This is a genomic window from Streptomyces sp. NBC_00620, assembly GCF_026341825.1.
In the GTDB taxonomy this organism is placed as follows: Bacteria; Actinomycetota; Actinomycetes; order Streptomycetales; family Streptomycetaceae; genus Streptomyces.
Genome location: NZ_JAPENY010000003.1, coordinates 1,748,541 through 1,770,180, shown reverse-complemented (window position 1 = coordinate 1,770,180; position 21,640 = coordinate 1,748,541). Strand labels below are relative to the sequence as shown.

Below are 21,640 nucleotides of genomic sequence, written 5' to 3'. Positions count from 1 at the left end.
CGGCCCGTCTCCGGTTTCGGAGGACGGGTCGACGTGCTCGCCCGCGGTCGGACCGAGCTCGCGCGGGGGCGTACCCACCGCCGTCACCCTGGTCGGCGGGAACCACTGCATCTCCGGCAACGGCGCGGTGGTCGGGGCGAGTTCCAGATAGGCCAGGTGGCGCAGGAACCGGCTGAAGACGGGAGCCGCTGCTTTAGTGTCTCCCTGCGGCGGACGGGCGCTGCTCATGTCGGCGGCTATCGTCAGCGCGCTCGGCTCCCCGCTCACGGTCTCGACCCGCAGATAGCGGGCGACGCGCTCGGCGCCGTACTGGAGCACCGCCTCGGTGATCAGCGCCCGGATGTGGTTGCAGAACCCGCCCCGCGCGCCGCCGCAGGGCCGGTTGTTGTTGGTGCTGCAGGCGAACGCGTAGTCACCGGCGGCGACCGACGAGACGTAGACCCGCTCGATGTCCGAGCCGCTGGACACCACGCCCTGCAAGCGTCCGTCGGCCAGTTCGACGAACGGGACCTTGGCGAGCTTGCGCGGTCGTGCGGGTGCGGTCACCCGTGCCGTGCTCGACCTCTCCCAAGCTGACAACGCACCATCTCCTATGCACCCGTGGGGACTTCCCCGTCACAACGGCGGGGCACGAATGAACATAGTGGCGACCACTGACAACGCCGGGCGGGCGCCGAGACCTGGCCTAGGAGCGCCGAGGCCTAGGGGCGCCGAGGCCTACAGACCGTACGAACCGTCGGCGCGAATCGACTCCCTTTCCCAGTCCTCGCGGCTGCGCACATAGCGCGGGGAGGCGGCGACGATGGACTGCGTCTCCGCCGAGCCCGGCCGCAGGCGCCAACGTACGGTTCCCGTCACCCGGGCGGCGCAGGAGTCCACGAACGACTGGCTCGCCTGCCGCAGTTCGCCGAACCAGCGCCCTTCGAGCGCCTCGCGCACCCAGATCTGTTCGATGTGCATCTTCTCCCGGATGGTCTCCGCGTCCAGGGTCGCCGTCTCCAGGTGGCGGTAGGTCTTCAGGAGCAGTGCGGCGGCCGGCATCTCGCGGAGTTCGAGCACCTTCTGACCGCCGGGGAGATGTTCGAGCCCGCTGTAGCGGCCGATTCCATGGGCGCCGGCCCGGCGGTTGAGCGCGGTGACCAGCAGATGCAGCGGGAGGCGCGTGCCGTCGACGGAGACGGGCACCCCCTCGGCGAAACCGATCTCGACCGTCTCGTCCGGGACCCCGTCCTCCCGCACGCTCCAGCGGTACAGATGCTCCGGAACGATGTGCTCCTCGGGATCGTCCAGCACACCGGACTCGAACTCCCGGCACCACAGGTTCGCGTCGATGCTGGCGACCCGTTTGCTCATGTGGAAGAGCCCGATCTCCTCGAGCTCCCTGGCCTTCTGGTCACGGTCCACCGGGTCGAGGTCGTACGGGCTTCCATAGTGGCCCTGATAACCGAGAAGCCCCAGTGCCCCGTTGAGTCTGCGCAGGGTGTTCTGTGAGCGGTTGGCCGTGTGCAGCACTCCCCAGGCGCCCAGGCCGACCGCGATGTCCATGGCCAGCTTCGCGATGAGAGGTCTGCTGAGTGACGAGCTGACCGGATGCGTGTCCAGATAGACGGCCTGCGCGGCGATCGCCGGGCGGACGTACTCGTCCGCGAACAACTCCCGCCCGTCGACGACATGAAGACGTACGGAGAGCCGATCGGTCACGAGCCGCAGATCGTCCGGGTCCTCACCGGCGCCCAGGTCGACGCTCACCGCGTGGATGTCGGTGAAGCCGGCCTTCGCCAGCCGGTGGAGGAGATAGCTGCTGTCCAGGCCGCCGCTGAACAGCGTGACCACGGGACGCCCCCGGTCGAACCGCTCGGAGGTGAGATCGGCGAAGGAACGGATGAGGCCGGGACGCCCGGAGCGGGGGCCGGGGGTGCTTCCCAAAGGGTTCAACTCGCGGGCTCCTGATCCGTATCCGTATGGGTGGCCATGTCCGTATCCATGTCCATGAGGCGCCGCAGTTCCGCGGCGAAACCGGCCACCGTCGGCTCGTGCAGCAGCGCCGCCAGCGGAATGTCCGCCCCCAGCCGGTGGCGCAGACTCTCGACCACCTGGACCACCTTGAACGAGTCGCCGCCCAGGTCGAAGAAGTCGTCGTCGGGGCCGATGCCGGTGGTCCCGAGCGCCTCGCACCACACCTCGGCCACGACGGTCTCCACGGACGCACCGGCTACCACCGTGACCGTGGAGACGTCCGCACCGGCGGCTGCCACGACCGTGCCGTGCGCCACCGCCGCAGGCACGGGAGCGGCCGCCCGCTTCGCCGTCCAGTCCTCGAGGAGCAGCCGGTCCAGCTTGCCGTTGGCCGTCAGGGGCAGGCTGTCGACAGCCTCGATCGCCGTCGGCACCATGTAGGGCGGCAGCCAGGTGCGCAAGGTCTGACGTACGGCCGAGGGCAGCCCCAGTGACTCCGCGCCCTCCTCGGCCACCACATACGCGGCCAGCCGCTTCTCGTACCCCGTGCCGTGCGCGACGACCGCCGCCTGCCGAACCCCCGCGCAGCGCACCGCGGTTGCCTCGATCTCCCCGAGCTCGATACGGATGCCCCGGATCTTCACCTGGCGGTCCACGCGGCCCAGGAACTCGAGAGCGCCGTCGGGACGGGCCCTGACCAGGTCACCGGACCGGTAGAGCCGGCTGTCCGGGCTCAACGCCGGGGAGGTGATGAAGCGTTCCGCCGTGAGTTCGGGCCGGTGCAGATACCCCAGCGCGAGGCCGGCGCCGCCGATGTGGAGCTCGCCCGGTTCCCCGTCGGAGACCGGAGCGCCCGCCTCGTCGAGGATCCACAACTCGGTGTCCTGGATGGCGGATCCGATCAGCACGGTGTCCAGGTCGGGATCGCGCGGGCACACCCAGGCGGTGCAGTAGATGGTGCACTCGCTGGGGCCGTACAGGTTGGTGAGCGAGGCGGTGGAACGCGCGTGGAAGCGCTTGACCAGCTCCGGGCTGAGCGACTCCCCGCCGGTGAGCACCTGCCGGATGCCGTCGTACCGCTCCGCCGGGTCACGTGTCAGCAGAAAGAGTTCGAGCAGGGACACGACGCAGTAGAACGTCGTGATCCGGTGGTCCCGGATCAGCGCGGCGAGATAGTCGGCGTCGCGTTGGCGGCCCGGTGCCGCGATGACGACGGCGGCCCCCGCCAGCAACGGCCAGTACAGCTCGCAGAGATACATGTCGAAGCTGCACACCGTGTGGTGGATCATCCGGTCGTGCTCGTCCATGCGGTGCGTGGACTGCAGGGCCATCAGCCGCGATACGAGCGCGCGATGACTGATCAGCGAGGCCTTGGGGCGGCCGGTGGAACCGGAGGTGTAGATGACGACCGCGGGGTCCTCGCCCGACGCGGTCACCGGCGGCACAGGGGGCGTCGGCCGTCGTACGGCGTACTCCTCGTCCGTGACCACCACGAAGCCCGGCACCCCGCTGAACCGCGAGCGCAGCGCGGGGCTGGTCATCAGGGCCCGGGGTGCGCAGTCGTCGATCGTACGGAGCGTGCGCCGCAATGGATCGTTCACGTCGATCGCCGCATGGGCGGCGCCCGCGAACACCACGCCCAGCATGGCCACCACGAAGTCGACGGACCGCTCGTGGTAGACGACGACGCGGTCCCCGGACCCCACACCCCGCGCGCGGAGCGCGGCTGCGGCCCGCAGGACCCGTTCCTTCAACTCGCCCATGGTGAGCACGGAGTCGCCGGACACGAGCGCGGGGAGAGCCGGGTCACGGTCCCACCGCTCCAGCAGGAGGGCGTCGATCCGGTGGCGGGAATCCAATGGCGCAGTCGTCATCCAAGTAGTCCTCACGCGAACTGGTCGAGATTGCCGGCAAGGGCGTCCACCACCACGGCGGGGTTCTCCGTCAGCAGCATGTGACCGCCGGGCACCCAGGCGGTGCGGGTGTTCTCGCTGAACAGGGACCAGTCGGCGGTCCGTTCCTCGGGACACAGGTGGTCCTCGTCCCCGAACACGGTGAGGAGCGGGCAGGCGAGGAGCGGGTCCGGATCCGACGAGTAGTCCTCGACGGCACGGATGTCCGCCACGATTCCCGGCAGAACGAGCTTGAGCATCTCCTCGTTGGCCGAGACGGATTCCGGGACGCCGCCGAACTCCCGGAGAATGTCCAGCACTTGATCCGTTTCGTCCGTGTCGCGCAGCAGACGGCGCCCGGGATCGGGCTTCTCGGTGACCGCCCACTGCGAGACGACCACGAGGCCCACCACATGGCCGCTGCCGTCACGCTGAAGTTCCCGCACCGCCTCCAGACCGATGACAGCGCCGGAACACACTCCGACGACGATCAGCGGGGCCGTACCGGGCAGCGAACGGACCGTCGCCACGACGTCCGCGACCAGGCCGGGCAGCTCCGGGACGCCCTCCCGGATGCGCGACTCCCTCCCCGGCAGCCGGGCCGTCGCCACCAGCCACTCGGCCGGAGCGTGCTCCGCGAAGGCCAGACCGCTCGACGCCCCGGCACCGGCATGCGGAATGATCAGCACCCGTACTGCCGCGTCCTGCGGTGCGGCGCCCTTGAGTACGAAGTTCCTCGAAGGCACGTTGTCAGCCTGCCGTGACGAACTCGGTGAGCGCCCGGGCCAGATGGCCGGGATCCCTGGCGCCGACCAGCTCGCGCGCGGAGTGCATGGACAGGCCGGGCACCCCCACGTCGACCGTGGTCACGCCCAGGCGGGCCGCGGTGATCGGCCCGATCGAAGTGCCGCAGCCCATCGCGTTGTTGGACACGAACCGCTGCCACGGCACTCCGGCCCGCTCGCAGGCGGCCACGAAGGCGGCGAAGCCGGTGCCGTCGGTGGCGTACCGCTGGTTGACGTTGACCTTCACCACGGGTCCGCCGTTGGGCAGCGGATGGTTGTCCGGGTCGTGCCGCTCGCTGTAGTTGGGGTGCACCGCGTGGGACATGTCGGCCGACACACAGAACGCACCCGCCATCGCCCGTGACCAGTCCTCGCCGCTGCCGCCACGGGCGGTCAGCGAGCGGCTCAACACGCGCTCCAGGAGCGGACTTTGGGCGCCGGTCTCCGAGCCGCTGCCGCACTCCTCGTGGTCGAAGGCGGCGAGCACCGGGATCCGGAAACCGCCCGCGGGCCCGGCGCCCTTCGACCACGCGTCGGCAGCCGCGGTGAGCGCCGTGACGCCCGCGTGCACGGACACCAGGTTGTCCATGCGCGAGGACACCAGGAACTCGCGCTCCAGGCCCAGGTGCCCTGGCGCCTGGATGTCGTGCAGCATCAGGTCCCAGCCGAGGATCTCCGCGGGCTCCAAGTCGGCCTCCGCCGCGACCTTCCGCAGCAGCGCGCCCGGCTCCCGCCCGCCCAGGGACCAGATCGGCTGGGTCTGGCGCTGCCGGTCGAGCGACAGGCCCTCGTTGACCGAGCGGTCCAGATGGATGGCCAACTGCGGTACGCGGAACAGCGGTTCGTCGATCTTGACGAGGGCCGAGCCGCCGTCACGCAGGCTGAGCCGCCCCGAGATGCCCAGGTCCCGGTCGAGCCAGGTGTTGAGCGGGACGCCTCCGTAGATCTCCACGGCGATCTGGCGCCAGCCCGCGGACGCGGTGTCGGGCGTCGGCTTGACCCGTAGGTTGGGGGAGTCGGTGTGCGCTCCGACGATCCGGAAGGGGGTGTGCGCGGGCGCGCCCTCGGGGACGTACCACGCGACGAGGGCACCGGCACGGGTGATGAAGCCGCCCCCGCTGAGCCCGGTCCACTCCTCGGTCTCCCTCAGCTCCGTGAAGCCCGCCTTCTCCAGGCGGCGCGCGGCATGGGCCACGGCGTGGTAGGGCGAGGAACTGTCCTTGAGGAAGGCGAGCAGGTCCTCGTTGTGGCTGCGGTCGGTGGCGATGGTCACTCGGAGTCTGCCTCTCGGGGCGTCGCGTACGGGGTGAGTGCCGCCGCGACATGACGGTCGGGGTGTGCGCACAGGTCGTCGAGCAGGGTGAGATAGGAGGCGAGGAGATCCTCGGCCGACTCCCTGTCCCACAGGTCGGCCGAGTACTCCAGGAAGGTCCGGTAACCGAGGCGCGGGTCACGGCGCGGCGAGATGCCGAAACACAGTTCCGCCCGGGCCACCGGCGGGGCCAGGTCCTCCACCGTGACGTCGAGACCGGGGATCTCGATGTCGGTGTCGGGGTAGTTCTGGAAGGCCAGGACGTACGGCACCCGGTCGGGGACCTCGGTGGCGCCCGCGTCGCGCATCGCCTGCATGATCCGCGCGGTGGGCAGGACGTTCGCCATCACGGCGAGCGCCTCCGCACCGATGCGCGCCACGAGTTCGGCGAAGCTCTCGGCGGGGTCGATCCGCACCCGGACCATGACCGCCGTGCTGGTCATCGCCACCAGAGTTTCCGACTCCGTGCCCTCGCGGTTGGCGTACGGGACGCTCAGCAGCACGTCCTGTTCGCCAGAGAGACGGGCGAGGTGGATCCCGAGCGCCGCGACCGTGACCGCGAACGGGGTCACGCGCCGGTCGGCCGCGAACTCCTCCAGCGCCGTACGGAGTTCACCGGTGCCCACGCCGCGAACGGTGCCGCCGTCACCACTGAGCTTCGCGGGCCGGGGCCGGTCCGTGGGGACATCGAGCCGGACCGGAACCCCCTTCAGATAGGTGGCGCAGTACGTGGCCCGCCGGGCCTCGGTGTCCGGGTCCCGCGCCTCCAGCTGGTGTCGGGCGTAGTCCGTGGGCTGGGCGGAGGGCACGTGCAGGTTGTGCGCGGTACCGGACGCGGCGGCCTTGTACAGCTCGGCGAGTTCGGAGATGAGCAGCGAGTGGGACCAGCCGTCGGCGCAGATGTGGTGCAGGACGAACATCAGCTCCCATTCGTCCTCCGCGATCCGCAGCAGCCGCGGCGGGGCGAGCGTCGTGCGCGTGATGTCGATGGGGGTCGCGGCCAGCTCGCGGCACACCTTGTCGGCGCGCGCGGCGCGCCTCTCGGGATCGAGCCGGCTGAGGTCGTCGACCCGTAGTCGCAACGGCCGCGCGGCCGTCACCTCCTGCCACCAGACGTCCTCGCCGTCCTTCACGAAGCGTGTGCGCAGGGCATAGTGACGGTGTGTCAGTTCGGTGAGTGCCGAGCGCAGTGCGTCGGGGGAGAACGCTCCCCGGAACCGGATCCTGGTCGGTACGTTCCAGATCTGGGCCTGAGGAACGGAGTAGTGGCCGGCGATCATCCGGTCCTGCTGGTCACTCACCCGGGACCGGTCGACGACCTCGCCGTCGGCCGGCGGGAGGGCGACCGGGGCACGCGCACTGCCGGATTCCGCCAAGTCGCCGCGCTCGCCGCCCAGTTGGCGGGCCATCGCGTTCAAGGTCGCGTCCGCGAAGAAGTCCGCAAGGGCGATCTCGGCACCCAGCACCTCGCGCACCCGGTTCACGAGCCGGATCGCCGCGATCGAATTGCCGCCCAGTTCGAAGAAGTTGGCGTCGTCGGCGACGTGCTCGACCCCGAGAACCGACTTCCAGACGCCGCGCAACGCCTCGTGGAGGGGCTCGGCGGACGATGCGGCGACGTCCCCCACCAGTTCGGCGGTACCGCCCGTCATGACGCCGAGGACCCGGTCGAGGTCGCCCAGATACCCCTGAACCGTCCCCGCGTCGAAGAGATCCGCGTCGTAGCGAACGCGCAGACGCAGTCCGGTGCCGCTCCTGATGACCATCAACGCCATTTCCAGCGGCGCCGATTCGGTACCTCCGTCGACCTCCTCGCAGCGCAGTCCCGGCAGGTCGAGCCGGGTCAGCGGCACGGTGTCGAGGTCGGCCGACACGGTGATCAGCGGTCGCGGGCTGCCGCGGTCGGGGTTGACCTTCGCCAGCAACGCGTCGAGGTCGACGTACTGGTGCGCGTCCGCCGCGAACAGGGCGTCGCGGGTGGCCCGTACGGCGGCGGTCAGCGATGTCGTGTCCGTCAGGGACGCCCGCAGCGGCAGCACGGCGACATGGAAACCGACGGTGTCGGCGGTCCCCGGCGTGCGCCTGCCGAAGGTGGAACCGACGACGAACTCGTCCTGGCCCGAGCGTTCGCGCAGCACCAACTGCCAGGCGGTCAGGAGCGTGGCGAAGAGTGTGACGCCCTGCCGCCCGCTCCACTGCTGGAGCGCGACGGTCCGAGCCCTGTCGAGGCGGATCCCGGCGGCCGCGCCGCTGCCCGCCACGCGTCGGCCGCGCGGCCGGTCGGTGGGCAGCGCGGGCACGGGCGGCAGCGGGGCGAGATACGTACGCCACCACTCCAGATCGGCCGGGTCCCGGTCGGGCTCGACCTCGCTCACGGTGCTGCCGGCCGGCGTCGGGAACCGCGCGGGACGCCCCTCGACCCCGGCCCGGTACAGCTCCTCCAGATCCGCCGCGAGGATCCCGGCGGAGTGCGCGTCGGTGACGATGTGATGCAGGCCGAACACCAGGACGTGGTCGTCGTCGGCGAGCGTCAGAAGCCGTGGCGTGAACAGCGGACCCTCGGCCAGGTCGTACGGCCGAGAGCTCTCCTCCTTCAGAACCGCCGCGACAGCCACGTCCGGCTCCTGCCCCCGGGCGTCGGTCACTTGGAGCGGAACGTCCAGGCCGCCCCGTACGACCTGCTGTACGGTCTCGTCCCCGCCGCCCGCGCGGAACACGGTCCGCAGTGCGGCGTGCCGCGCCACGAGACCCGCCACGGCACGGGTCAGATCCGCCACGTCCAGCGCGCCGCGCAGCCGCACCGCCTGGACCTCGTTGTACGCGGCCCGGTCGCCGATCAGCTGGGAGGCGAGCCACAGCCGACGCTGGGCGGCGGTCGCAGGCGCCGACACATCGGTGTCGGAGGTGTGGTGGCGCCCGCGCAGCGCGTCGAGGCGTTCCAGTCCGGCACGCATCAGGTCGGCGGGCATGCCGAAGTCGACCAGCGCGGCGATCTCGTCGACGCCCGCCTCGCGCAGCGCGTCCACCACCGGGGAGCAGGTGTCGACCGTGCCGATCAGCGCCCGCTCGTCGCAGTAGCGGTCGTACGCCCGCCGGAAGAGATGGTCCAGGTCCTCCTCGCGCGCCGAGGCCACGTCCTGCGGCCCGGCGCCGAGCGCGCCCGCGGCGGAACGCAATTGGAGCGAGGAGCGCAGATACCGGCTCATCGGTTCCAGCGCCTGCGCACGCGCCGTCGCGTGGTCGTCCCCGAGATAGGTGTGCAGGAGCACGGTGACCCGGCCCGCGTCCGGGTCGAGGCCGTGCTTCTCACGGGCCCTGCGGTAGTGGCCGATGTTCTCCGCGAGCTCGGCGACCGTCTGGTTCATCAGGTTCGTCACGATGCCCAGGTCACGCCGTGCCGCTTCCTCGTACGAATCACGACGGCCCGAGGTGGCGAGGAACATCGGCGGCATGTCCTGCACCGGAGCGGGCCGGATGCGTACGTCCGTCTCCTCGCCGTCCCCTGTCCCGCGCCGCACAGTGCCGCCCGCCCACAGCGTCCGTACGTCGTCGAGGTGGGCGAAGGCGATCTCCTTGCGGTTCCCGAAGCGCTCCGGGTGGAGGGCGAAGTCCTGCGCGTGCCAGCCGGTGGCGCAGCCGATGCCGACCCGGCCGCCCGAGAGGTTGTCGACCACCGACCACTCCTCGGCGACCCGGACCGGATCGTGCAGCGGCAGGACGACGGAACCGGCGTTCAGCCGGATGCGGCTGGTCTCCCGGGCCAGCGCGGCCGCCAGCACGGACGGGTTGGGGAAGAGACCGCCGAAGGAATGGAAGTGGCGCTCGGGTATCCACAGCGAGCTGAAGCCGTGCTCGTCGGCGAAACGGGCCGTCTCGATGATCCGGTCGTAGGCCTCGGAGGCCGGCTGCGACTCTCCGTCCCCGCCTGCGGGTGCGTCCGGGTAGTCGCCGAAGAAGTACACCCCGAAGTCGGGGGCCGGGCGGGGGCGCTGCTTCGGGTTCGGCTTCGGGTTCGTCGCGGGGCGCGGGCGGGTGGCCGGGAAGAAGCCGCCCTGGCGCAGGGCGCGCAGGGAGTCCTTCACCGAGTCCGAGACGCGCTCGATGTCGCTGTCGGTGTGGGCGGTGGACAGGTAGAAGCTGCGCCACTCCCACACGTAGACGCCGCGCAGCAGGAGGTGCTGGTAGAGCAGCTCCATGTCGGCCCGGGGGGTGAACCGGAACATGGACCCGAAGTGGCTTAGTTCCAGGGGGAATTCCTCTCCCGCGAAGAACCCGTTCAGGTCGGCGGCGAGGGCGTCCGTGCGGGCGTTGAGCCGTTCCTGGAGACCCGGGCCCTCGGCGGTGAGATGGGTCAGCACCGCCTTGGCCGCAGCCATGGACAGCGGGTGCTGCATGTACGTACCGCCGAAGAAGGTGGTCTCCACCTCGGGGCGGCTGTCGTCGCCGTACCGCCAGAAGCCGCCGTCCACCCCGTCCAGGATGTCGGCGCGGCCCGCGATGGCGCCGATCGGGAAGCCGCTGCCCAATGCCTTGCCGTAGGTGGCCAGGTCCGGGACGACACCGAAGTGGTGCTGTGCGCCGCGCGGGTGCGGGCGGAGACCGGTGAGCATCTCGTCGAAGAGCAGGACGATGCCGCGGCGCCGGGTGAGCTCGCGCAGACCGCGCAGGAAGTCGACCGGGCGCAGGGCGGGGTTGCGGCACTGGACCGGCTCGACGAGGACCGCGGCGATGGTGTCACCCAGCGCGTCGATGGTCTCCAGGGCCTCCTGGCTGCCGTATTCGAGGACGAGCAGCTCGGCCACGGCGCTGTCCGGGATGCCGTGCGACACGGGCACCGCACGACCGGCGTCGGGGCCGGGACGGCCGAGCACGGAGTCGATGTGGCCGTGGTAGGACCCGCGGAACATGACGATGCGGTCGCGTCCGGTGGCGGCGCGGGCGAGCCGGATGGCGGCCGAGTTCGCCTCGGTACCGGAGTTGGCGAACGCGACCCGCTCCATACCCGTCAAGTCGGCCAGCAGCTGGGCGACTTCACCCGCTTCGACGGGCCGGGGGCCGAACCGCAGCCCCTGCGCGAGATGCTCCTGTACGGCCCGCGTCACGAACTCCGGGTCGTGGCCGAAGAGAAGGGCACCGAAGCCCATGGTGATGTCGGTGTAGTCGTTGCCGTCCACGTCCGTCAGATGAGCCCCGCGCGCCGAGCGGGCCGCGAGGGGGTACAGCGTCTCCTTCGTCGAACGGCGGAACCCGACGACCGCCCGGCTGTCCGCGAGCACGGAACGCCGGTTCTGCGCCTGCTCCTTGGACGTACGGGTGCGCTCGGTCAGTCGGCGGCTGAGTTCGGCGGCGTGGGCCCGCTGCGCGGCGCCGGCGGTGTCGCCCACCATGCCGGAGCCTTCCGGGAGGGTCACGCGGGGGCCGTGTACGGCGGGCGGCGGGGGTGACGTGGGTGACACAGGTGCCGTCGTGGTGCGGCTCCTGGCCGCGGTGAGTTGCGCGGTGAGCTTCCGGGAGAGTTCCGCGGCCCTGTCCGCGGCGGTCGCACTCACCGGGCGCGCTCGGCCGTGAGAAGCGCGACCGCCTCGGAGAGCTGGGTCAGCATGGCCGCCTGAGTCTCGGCGAGCAGGTTGACCTGACGGGTCAGTTCGGCGATCTCGGCACGGGAGGCGTAATCCGGGGGCGGGGGTGTGGGGGACTGTGCTGCCGGAGGTGCGGGGGGTGGCGATGCCGGGGGTACGGGGGACTGCGCGGCCGGGGGCGTGAGGGGCTGTGAGGCCGGGGCGGCAAGCGGCTCGGCGGCGGTCGGGGCGGGGAAGGGCACCGTGGCCTCAGGCGTAGGCGCAGGCGAAGACGCCCGCTCCGGCTCGCCCCCTCCCGCCCGCGACGCGATCAGACGCGCGGTCAGCTCCGGCGTGGCCGCCTCTTCGAGGAGCTCCTGAGCGGAGACCCGCACCCCGAACTCACCCTCCAACTGCCGCAATATCCCGATCAGTTGGAGAGAGTCGGCACCGAGAGCAACAAAGGCGTCCCCGGCACCGAGCTCGTCGGCGCGATATCCGAGGTGCTGCGCGGTGAGCTCAAGTACCCGTTCCAGGACTGCCTGTTCGGTCATGCCAACCTCCATGGAACCTTCGGTTGCGGGTACGGGGTCCGCTGCCGGACGGGGACGCGGTGGCGAACCGGGATACGGCGGCGGGCCGGTCCAGTACGACCGGTGCTGGAACGGGTACGTGGGCAGTGGGATCCGGCGGCCCCCGCAGCTGTCGAGGAGCGCCGCCCAGTCGATCCCGACGCCGGCGCAGTGCAGCCCGGCCACCGCCGACCACAGGCCGTCCGTACCGGGCTCGCGGCCCTGGGTCGGAACGCAGCGGGTGCCGGGCAGCGCCCGCCGCACCATGCCGGTGAGCGGCGCCCCGGGCCCCAGCTCGACCAGCACGTCGCGCTGCGCGAGCGTCCTCAACACCGCGTGGAAGTCGGCCGGTTGCCGGGCCTGACGTACGAGGTACCCGGTATCGGGCAGCCAGCCCCGCGGACGCACCGCCCCGTCGAGTCCGCTGACGAACTCCACCTCCACCGGGCGCAGTTCGGTCTTCTCCACGGCCACCCGCAGCTCGTCGAGTACCGGGTCGAGCAGCTCCGTGTGGAAGGCGCGGTCGACGGGGAGCGGCTCGCCCGCGATGCCGTGCTCGGCCAGCCATGCCCGGGCCGCTTCCACGGCCTCCGGGCGGCCGGCGACCACATGGTTCACAGGCCCGTTGGACACCGCGAGTTCGAGGCGCTCGTGCCCTGACCGGCCGATGTCGTCAAGGAGTTGGCGCACACGCTCCGGCGGAGCGAACACGGCGAGCATCGCGCCGGGTTCGGTGTCCTGCATGAGCCGGCCCCTGCGGCACATCAGCCGCATACCGTCCGACACGGACAGGGCTCCCGCGACGCACAGGGCCGCGAACTCCCCGGCGCTGTGCCCGGCGACGGTGACGGGGGACACCCCGAACCGCCGCCACAGCATGGCCTGCGCGACCTGGAAGGCGAAGATCGCAGGCTGGGCGAAGGCGGTGTCCCACCGCTGCGGGCCCTCCCCGCCGACCAGCCGCTCGAGGAAGTACCGCTCCCCGGTCTCCTCCTCATGGACACGGGCGCACTGTCCAAGGACGTCGGCCACCACGGGGAACCGCCCGGCGAGCGCCGCGGCCATGCCGGGACGACCACCGCCCTGACCGCTGAAGACGTACGCGGGCGCGGCGGCCGGTGCGGTGATGTCAACGGTCCCCGTGCGGTACGGCGCGATGGACGCCGCGATCCCCGTGCGGTACGGCGCGGTGGGCGCCGCGGACGCCGACGAGCCGGCGAGAACTGTCCCTCGCCGATCCGCGAGGAACGCGTCGAGTGCGGCCACCAGGCCCTCGGCGGGCGCCGTGACGACCAGCCGCAGCGACAGGTGCCGACGCCCGAGCGCGGTCGTCGCCACCAGGTCGGCCGGTGCGATGTCCGGGTCGTGCACCAGTGCGTCGCGGAAGGAACGGGCGTACGCCTCCAGGGCCTCGGGGCTCTGCGCGGACAGCGGCAGCAGCGCGGGCACCGGAGCACCCTCCACCCGTACGGACGCCGCCGGGGCCTCCTCCAGAACCACATGCGCGTTGGTCCCGCCCATGCCGATGGAGTGGACGCCCGCGCGCCGGGGGCCGTGGGACGGCCACGCGGTGGACCGCTGCGGCAGCACGAACGGGCTGTCGTCCAGACCGAGTTGAGGATTGGGCCGGGTGAAGTTCACCAGCGGGGGAATGACACCGTGGCGCAGGACCAGGACGGCCTTGATCAGTCCGGCGAGGCCCGCGGCGCTGTCCAGGTGTCCGATGGCCGGCTTGGTCGAGCCCAGCGCGCAGAATCCCGTGCGGTCGGTGTGCCGGCGGAACGCCTCGGTGAGCGCGGCGAATTCGATCGGATCACCCTTGTAGGTGCCGGTGCCGTGCGCCTCCAGATAGCCGATCCCATCGGCGGAGACCCCGGCCCGCTCCAGCGCTCCGAGCACCGCGTCCCGTTGGCCCGCGACACCGGGAGCCGCGAAACCGGCCTTGTCCGCACCGTCGTTGGTGACGGCGGAGCCCAGTACGACCGCGTGCACGGTGTCGCCGTCGGCGAGCGCCTTCGCCAGCGGCTTGAGCACCACGGCGGCCACCCCGTTGCCGCCGACCGTGCCGTCCGCCCCGGCGTCGAAGGCCCGGACCGCGCCGCTCTTGGAGATCGTCGAGCCCTTCATGTGCCGGTGCCCGGTGACCTGCGGCAGATGCAGCGCCGCGGAACCCACCACCATCGCCTCCGCGTCGCCCGCCAGGAGAGCCTGACAGGCCAGGTGGACCGAGACGAGCGCGCTCGAACAGGCCGTGGCGACGTTCACCGCGGGCCCGTCGAGCCCGAGCCGGAACGCCGCCCGATTGGCGGTGAAGTCGGCGTAGTTGCCGACCTGGATCTGCTTCACGGCGTTCCAGTCGGCGCCGCGGAACGACTCGCCGATGTTGGAGGCCAGATAGCTGTGCAGGGAGTAGAGGCGGTAGCCGACGCTCGCGTACACACCGACCCGCTCGCCCGAACCGGCGTACCCGGCGTCCTCCAGCGCGTGATGGCAGCACTCCAGGAACAGCCGCTGCTGCGGATCGGTCAGGGCGGCCTCGCGACCGCTCATCCCGAAGAACCTGGCGTCGAAGCCGTCCACGTCGTGCAGCAGCGCACTGGCTCCCGTGAAATCCGGGTCCCGGTAGAGATCCTCGGCGAACCCCGCGGCCGCGAACTCCGCATCGGTGAAACGCCGTACGTGCGATACGCCGGACCGGATGTCGTGCCAGTACTGCTCGGGCGTCTCAGCCCCCGGAAACCTCAGCGCCATCCCGACGACCGCCACGCGCCGGTCCTGCATCGCCTGCCCCCTTCTGACTCCCGCTGCTTCCCTCACTCGCCGATACCGCCTCCCCAGCGCCGCGGCCGCGCTGCCGCAGCACCCGGACCACGAAGACCAGCGCGACGGCGATGGCGACGCCGTGTGCGACTCCCACGACCGACAGCGCCGTGAAGGAGTCAAGGGCGGCGGCGACCACGATCATGCCGACGCCGAACCCGAGGTTCTCCACCGTGGCCGAGGTCCCGAACGCGTGGGTGCGCACCGCGCCCGGCAGGGTCTGCAGATGCGAGGTGTACGACACTTCGGTGAGCCCGTCGGCCGCTCCCGCCAGCAGGGCGATCACGATCGTCGCGGCCCACGGGAGCCCGGCGAAGGCCAGGATGAAGGCGCCGGACATCGCGATGGTGCCGAGCCCGAAGCCCAGCGCTCCGACCGAGCGGCCGGTCCGTTTGGTGTACCGCTGCAACACCTGCTGGACGAGGATGTTGCCGAGCGCCCAAACACACCAGAAGACACTGACGAACACGGCCGGGTTGTCCGCGTCGATCTCGGTGGAGTACACGGGCAGGGCCGCGTTGTGCGACGAGGAACCCAGGGCGTCGACCCCGCGCAGCAGCACCATCAGAGCGAGCGCCGGTACCGCGCCGAGCGCCATGAAGCGGGAGAGGAACCCACCCTTCGTCCCGGCGTCCCCGGCGGCGGTCTCCCCGCTCTCCTTGCCCACGGGGCTCAGAGCCAAGGGGAGAGAAGCAACGGTGATCGCGCACACCAGGAAGGAGGCCATGTCCACCAGGAAGGCCGCGGTGTAGCCGAGCAGGGACACCACCACGCCCGACGACGCGAATCCGGCCACCATGGCAAGCGAACGCCCGCTGACCATGAACGAGTTCGCCCAGGTCTTGCGATCATCACCCACGATCTCCGGAATGGAGCTGCGCAGGGCGACCATGAACACGGTGCCGGAGAAGCCGACCACCGCCGAGACGACGAACAGCGAGACGGTGTGGAGCCCGTCCGGGGCCACGACCAGGAGCAGCAGCGCCGCCGCCTGGGCCACGTTGACCCAGAACATGACCCCTTTCGCGGACCACCGGGCGAGCACCGAGCCGGCCACCAGACCCGCGACGAAACCCGCACCGAGCCGCACGGCCATGAACACGCCGACGGCCAGCGCCCGTCCGGTCACGGCGTACACGTACAGGTTGAGCGCCACCATGTTGAGGAACGTGCCGTACGACGAGACCGCGTAGCCGGTCACCAGGATCCGGTACCGCTGTTCCCTGAGCGCCTGTTCCCTGAGCGCCTGTTCCCTGAGCGCTGCCGTGCCGGTCGTCACGAATGAACCCGCCCCGAGAGATGGTCGTGTCGCGCATAGCCGAACATGGGGCACCCTCGTTCGTGAACGCACGAGCGAGGGCGCTCCGTTCACCATAGGCAGGCTCTCGCTCGCCCGTTCGGGAGTCGATGCGGACGAATGTAATCTGCACAGTTGTGAAGCAAGAGCAATCCGGTACCGCCTCATGCAATTGCGGCCAATCGCCTCTGGAACAACCCTGCGAGGCGGCACTGGCCGTCTACCGAGAAGCGCTGCGCGAGGGCCGCCTCGCCCGCGGCGAGGTGCCGACCTGCTTGCGCGAACTCCATCTCGTCATCGACGCCCCGGAGGTGCCGGAGTACGCCGTGCCCGTACCACCCGCCGCGGCGGCCTTCGCCACGGCCGGCCCCCTGGAGGACCTCCTTGCCCGCCAGCGGATGGCCTTGCGGTCCGTCAAGGCCCGGCTGGCAGCCTTCGAAGCGGTGTACACACAGGAGCAGGAGGCGGCGCGGCCCTCGATCGCGCGGCTCGCCGGAAAGGCCGTCATCAACGCGGCGCTCGAAGCAGCCGTGGGCAGTTGCCGGGCCGAGCTGCTCACGGCACAGCCCGGCGGCGGACGGCCCGAGTCGGTGCTCGCCCAAGCCCTGCTCAGGGACTTACGGGCGCTCGACCGGGGAGTTCGCCAGCGCACCGTCTACCAGCACACCGTCCAGACCCACCGCCCGACCATGTCGTACATCGAGCAGGTCACGGCGGCCGGTGCCGAGGTGCGAACCCTGGCCGAGGTCGTCGAACGCTTCATCATCTGCGACCGCGAAGTCGCCTTCGTCCCCGTGTCCGACGAAACGGCCGACGGAGTGGTGCAGATCAGGGACCCGTCACTGGTCCGCTTCCTGGCCCGGTCCTTCGACCAGACCTGGGAGCACGCGACGCCGGTGCACGACACGTCCTCGGCGCCGCGCAACGATGTCGTCGCCTCCGATCTGCAGCGGACCATTCTGCGGGCCGTGATCTCCGGCGAGACGGACAGCGTCATCGCCCGCCGCCTGGGAATGAGCCGCCGCAGCGTGGCCGAACACGTCCGCAAGGTCTCCGCCCAGCTGGGCAGCGGCAGCCGGGCCCAACTCGGCTATCTGGTGGCCACCACCGGGCTGCTGGAGAGCGACGACTGATGTCCGCCGCCGACCCCGATCTCGGGTCCGCTCAGTCGCGGAGGCCGTCACCGCGGGACATCGCTATCGGTCCTCGTCCGCGAGGAGCAGGGCGTCCAAGTCCCCTGTGAACTCATCCGTGTCCAGGAACACCAAGTCCAAGGCGCCGGACGGCGGTTCCTGTCGGCTCTCCGGGGTGAGCAGTGCCTGTTCTGTCCAGATGCATTTGCCGGTGGCCGTGTAGCGCGTGCCCCAGCGTTGGGAGAGGGCCGTGACCAGTTGCAGGCCGCGGCCGCCCTCGTCGGTTTCCGTCGCGCGGCGTATTCGGGGCATCGTCAGGCTGCCGTCGAAGACCTCGCAGATCAGTTCGGCGCCGTGCAGGAGGCGCAGGTGCAGTGGGCCTCTGGCGTGGCGAATCACGTTGCCCACCAGTTCGCTGGCCAGGAGTTCCGTGGTCGGGGTCAGGTCGTCCAGGCCCCACAGGGAGAGCTGTTCGCGGACGTGGCGGCGGGCCTGGCCGGCCGCTCGTGGGTCCTCGGGGAGGGGCCAGGAGGCCATCCGGTCGCCGGTGAGGGCGTGCAGGCGGGCCACGAGCAGGGCCGCGTCGTCGGTCGTCGCGTGCTCGGCGGGGAGCAGACCCGTCGTCAGGGTGTCGCAGAGGCGCTCCAGATCGATGTCCGTGCCGGGCTCGGCCTGGTGCGCCTCGTGCAGCAGGCGCGCCAGATCCGCCATGCCCTCCTCCATCTCGCGCTTCGACGACTCCACCAGGCCGTCGGTGTAGAGCACCAGCAGGCTTCCCTCCGGCACCATCAACTCGACCGTCTCGAAAGGGGGTTCCGCCGCACCCAGCGGCGGGTCCGCCTCCAGGGGCGGGAAGATGACCGTGCCGTCGGGGTGGACCACCGCCGGCGGGGGATGGCCGGCCCGCGCGATGGAGCAGATCTGGGTCGTCGAGTCGTAGAGCGCGTACAGGCAGGTCACGTACGACTCCTCGCCCATGCCGGCGACCAGGTCGTTGAGGTGGCTCATGATCTCGTCGGGCGGGAGTTCCAGGTCGGCGAGGGTGTGGACCGCCGTGCGCAGGCGGCCCATCGTCGCCGCCTCCGGCAGGCCGTGGCCCATGACATCGCCCACCACCAGGGCGACCTGGCCGCCCGAGAGCGGGATGATGTCGTACCAGTCGCCGCCCACGTCCATGCCCTGGCCGGCCGGCAGATAGCGGGCCGCCGCGGTGCAGGCGGGCAGGTCGGGCAGGGCGCGGGGGAGCAGGCTCCGCTGGAGTTCGCGGGAGCGGGTGTGCTCGGCGTCGTACAGGCGGGCCCGCTCCAGGGCCTGGGCGACGAGAGCGCTGATCGTGGTCAGCAGGGTGCGCTCCTCGTCGTCGAGGCGGCGCGGGCGGTCGAAGGCCACGACGCACACGCCGAAGGTGTGGCCGGACGCCGTCAGCGGCAGGAACGCCCAGGACTGCATGCCCGTACGGTCGGGCGAGTCGGTCAGCCGCGGTGCACGCGCGGTGAACTCCTGCACGGAGGACAGGAACAGGGGCGTACCGGACGTGATCGTCTCCCAGGACGGGTCGCCGGACGCGCGGGGGCGGCTGTTGACCGTGGAGAGAAAGCCCTCCGGGTATCCGACCGCACCCACGTTGTACAGCCGGTCGCCCTCGATGGCCTGCACCAGGAGGCCGGCGGCGGCGAACGGCGGGAGCACCCGGAGCGCGACCGCGTCCACCACGTCCTGCGAGGTCGTCGCCTTGGCGAGGGCGGTCGTCAACTCACCCATACGGGCCGCACGTTGGCCGGCGGCGCGCTCGGACGCCCGGCGCTCCTCCTCGTGCTGCCGTTTCTCGGTGACGTCGGTGAGATAGAGGGTGCGGCCATCGGGGCCCGGGACCAGCCGCACGTGGTGGCGACGGCCGGTGTCCCCCATCCGCACGTCGAAGCCGACGGACCTCTCCTCGGCCGCGGCCTCCCGGCAGCGGCTCTCCATGCCGGGAACCTCCCGGGTGGCGGGCAGCTCCCACAGCAGACGCCCGAACAACTCCTCCTCGGAGAAGCCCAGCGTGCGTTCCGCCTCCAGGTTGGCGAAGGTGATCCGCCACTCGTCGTCCACCGCGAGGAAGCCGTCGCTCATGTGGCGCAGGGCGCGGCTGAGCGCGTCCCGGGCGGAACGGGACTCGTTGCTCTCCCAGCCCAGGCCGATCATCCGGTGGGGTTCGCCGTCCTCGTGGTACGTCGCCCGGCCGCGGGCCTGCGTCCAGCCGTACGTGCCGTCCAGGCGCCGTACCCGGTACTCGGCCTCGAACACGTCGTGGTCGCGGATCGCCCGGTCCACCGCGTCCAGCGTCGGCGCCAGGTCGTCGGGGTGGACGCACACCATCCAGTTCTCGACCCTGGCGGTGTAGTCCTCCGGCCTGGTGCCGTACAGCTCCAGGGCCGCCTCGTCCCACAGCAGCTCGCCGCCCTGGATGTCCCAGTCCCACGAGCCGACTCTGACCTCTTTCAAGGCCTGCCGCAGGCGGTCACGGTCACCGCTCAGCTCCCTCCGGGAGGGCGTGGAGGGCGGCGGGGCCTGGCTCATGCGCTCTTCGGTCCAGGTGATCAGCGCCCGGAGGAAGTCCCACTGCTGGGGGGTGGGCTCGCCCTGGTCGCTCGTCAGGACCGTGAGCGCGCCGATGCTGCGGTCCCCGCCGAACAGCGGTAAAGCGGCCAGGCCGGTGCCGGGCCAGATGACTTCCGTGTTCGACGCGTCCGTGGGCCTGGGCTTCCGCGGCACCCACACGCCACGGCCCTGGTGCACGGCCCGGGCCTGGGCCAACGGCCCCTCCTGGTCGATGATCTCCCAGGAGCGGGTGAGCGCGGGAGGCAGACCGGTGGACGACACCAGGCGCAGCGCGGACATGGGGCCGCGAAGGTGAATCGTTCCCCCCAGGGCGCCCAGCTCTCCCACGGCGTGCTGGAGTGCCAGCCGGAAGACCTCGCTCTCCGCGACGCTGGGATCCACCGTGCCGAGTAGAGCCAGACGCGCGTTCATGCCGCGGACTTTACCGTTCCAGTCTCACGTGATGCGTTGCTTCGCAGGATCCACACCTGCGGCTCCGGCAGCGGATGCCTGCATCAACTGGCGGAAATTCAGGACGAGTTACTGGTCGGTCACGCCGAGGTTCCGGTTGGTGACACTGCGTAGGGCACTAGTATCCGACCGTGGTGCAGCGGCCGGTGACGAGCTACGACGTGGCGCGCAAGGCGCAGGTGTCCCAGTCGACCGTGTCGCGGGCGCTGCGCGACGATCCCCGCGTCGTGCGGGAGACACGCGACCGGATCCGGGCGATCGCGGCCGAGATGGGCTACGTCCCGCTCGTCACCGCCCGCCGGCTGGTCACCCGTAAGTCGTGGAGCATCGCGATCGTCAGCCGTGATCTGCGCAACCCGTCGTATCCCATGCTGGTCGACACGCTGCGGGACGAGTTCACCCGGCACGAGTACCGGATCCTGCTGCTCGGCGACCGTGCCGAGGGCGCGCTCGACCGGGACGTCCGGGCCCTGCGGGGCGGCCTCGTCGACGGCGTCGTGTACATCTCGCCGTGGCTCGACTCGCCCATGGTGTCGGAACTGATCGACTGGCGGATCCCGCTCGTCATCCTGAACCGCGACCTCGACGGGGCGGGCCGGGCGTCTGTCGCCGACCGGGTCACCTCGGACAATGAACACGGGGGCCGACTGGTCGCCGGGCATCTGCTGGAACTCGGTCACCGACGGATCGGGCTGGTCTCGGGCCCCTTGGGGAACGCCGGGGTCGCGCTGCGCGAGAAGGGGTTCCGGGACGCCCTCGCCGAGGCAGGCCGGCCGCTCGGCGAGGCGCTGGTGTTCCGCGGCCGGATCGATCCGGCGACCGGATTCGAGGGTGGCCGGACGCTGCTCGCAGGACCGGCCGCGCGGAGGCCGACGGCTCTGTTCTGCGTCACCGACTACGTGGCGTACGGGACGCTCGACGCGGCACAGCGGCTCGGCCTGGACGTGCCGGGCGACGTCTCCGTGATCGGCTACAACGACCTGGAGGCGTCCGGCTGGTCGATGTTCGACCTTTCCACTGTGCGCCAGCCCCTGCGGGACATGGCCGCGACGGCGGCGAAGCTGCTGCTCGCCCGGATCGACGGGGCGGCCGGGCGGCCGGTGCACCGGAACTTCGGTGTCGAGCTCGTTCGGCGCGGCAGCACGACCGCGGTGTAGCGCACCGTTCACAGATCGGGAGGGGGCCAGTAATGATCGACGAATACATTCGAAGTCATTCTGGAACTCATCGATCACACAAGCACGTTGATACCCCGTCAGGCTCA

At 71.1% G+C, this 21,640-nt stretch carries 10 protein-coding genes and 1 pseudogene; 2 read left to right on the top strand and 9 right to left on the bottom strand.

Annotation, left to right across the window (positions count from 1 at the left end; genetic code table 11):
- Positions 1-78 precede the first annotated feature (78 nt).
- The 8 genes and pseudogenes from OG246_RS38995 to OG246_RS38960 all read right to left on the bottom strand — a co-directional run.
- A pseudogene (locus tag OG246_RS38995) lies at positions 79-579 on the bottom strand (hypothetical protein); the annotation flags it as partial.
- A 138-nt stretch (positions 580-717) separates the two neighbouring features.
- Positions 718-1,935, bottom strand: a complete 1,218-nt coding sequence (locus OG246_RS38990; RefSeq protein WP_266473834.1) for an argininosuccinate synthase-related protein — start codon at positions 1,933-1,935, stop codon at positions 718-720.
- Complete coding sequence (locus OG246_RS38985) at positions 1,932-3,830, bottom strand: amino acid adenylation domain-containing protein (RefSeq protein ID WP_266473833.1); 1,899 nt, start codon at positions 3,828-3,830, stop codon at positions 1,932-1,934. The genes OG246_RS38990 and OG246_RS38985 overlap by 4 nt, the downstream gene beginning before the upstream one ends.
- Before the next feature lie 11 nt (positions 3,831-3,841).
- Positions 3,842-4,594 carry a thioesterase II family protein gene (locus tag OG246_RS38980; RefSeq protein ID WP_266473832.1) on the bottom strand — a complete coding sequence of 251 codons (753 nt, stop codon included), beginning with the start codon at positions 4,592-4,594 and terminating at the stop codon, positions 3,842-3,844.
- 4 nt (positions 4,595-4,598) lie between these two features.
- A complete protein-coding gene (locus OG246_RS38975) occupies positions 4,599-5,906 on the bottom strand; it encodes a M18 family aminopeptidase (protein ID WP_266473831.1) in 1,308 nt (435 codons plus the stop codon).
- Positions 5,903-11,356 carry a MupA/Atu3671 family FMN-dependent luciferase-like monooxygenase gene (locus tag OG246_RS38970; protein WP_266473829.1) on the bottom strand — a complete coding sequence of 1,818 codons (5,454 nt, stop codon included), beginning with the start codon at positions 11,354-11,356 and terminating at the stop codon, positions 5,903-5,905. Before OG246_RS38970 ends, OG246_RS38975 begins: the two co-directional genes overlap by 4 nt.
- 134 nt (positions 11,357-11,490) lie before the next feature.
- Entirely contained in the window at positions 11,491-14,856 is a 3,366-nt protein-coding gene (locus tag OG246_RS38965; RefSeq protein ID WP_266473827.1) for a type I polyketide synthase, read from the bottom strand.
- A complete protein-coding gene (locus tag OG246_RS38960) occupies positions 14,801-16,096 on the bottom strand; it encodes an MFS transporter (RefSeq protein ID WP_266475021.1) in 1,296 nt (431 codons plus the stop codon). Before OG246_RS38960 ends, OG246_RS38965 begins: the two co-directional genes overlap by 56 nt.
- 233 nt (positions 16,097-16,329) lie before the next feature.
- Here OG246_RS38960 and OG246_RS38955 point away from each other — a divergent pair, with 233 nt between their 5' ends.
- Complete coding sequence (locus OG246_RS38955) at positions 16,330-17,325, top strand: LuxR C-terminal-related transcriptional regulator (protein WP_266473825.1); 996 nt, start codon at positions 16,330-16,332, stop codon at positions 17,323-17,325.
- 63 nt (positions 17,326-17,388) lie between these two features.
- Here OG246_RS38955 and OG246_RS38950 read toward each other — a convergent pair whose 3' ends face one another.
- Positions 17,389-20,337 carry a SpoIIE family protein phosphatase gene (locus OG246_RS38950; RefSeq protein ID WP_266473823.1) on the bottom strand — a complete coding sequence of 983 codons (2,949 nt, stop codon included), beginning with the start codon at positions 20,335-20,337 and terminating at the stop codon, positions 17,389-17,391.
- Between the two features lie 170 nt (positions 20,338-20,507).
- On the opposite strand from OG246_RS38950, the gene OG246_RS38945 reads away from it, so the two are divergent.
- Positions 20,508-21,533 carry a LacI family DNA-binding transcriptional regulator gene (locus OG246_RS38945; RefSeq protein WP_266473821.1) on the top strand — a complete coding sequence of 342 codons (1,026 nt, stop codon included), beginning with the start codon at positions 20,508-20,510 and terminating at the stop codon, positions 21,531-21,533.
- Positions 21,534-21,640 lie beyond the last annotated feature (107 nt).

What these genes read in the sequence shown, in the direction of transcription:
- OG246_RS38985 (WP_266473833.1), bottom strand. Translation starts at nt 3,830, where the DNA reads ATGACGACTGCGCCATTGGATTCCCGCCACCGGATCGACGCCCTCCTG.
- OG246_RS38965 (WP_266473827.1), bottom strand. Translation starts at nt 14,856, where the DNA reads ATGCAGGACCGGCGCGTGGCGGTCGTCGGGATGGCGCTGAGGTTTCCG.
- OG246_RS38950 (WP_266473823.1), bottom strand. Translation starts at nt 20,337, where the DNA reads ATGAACGCGCGTCTGGCTCTACTCGGCACGGTGGATCCCAGCGTCGCG.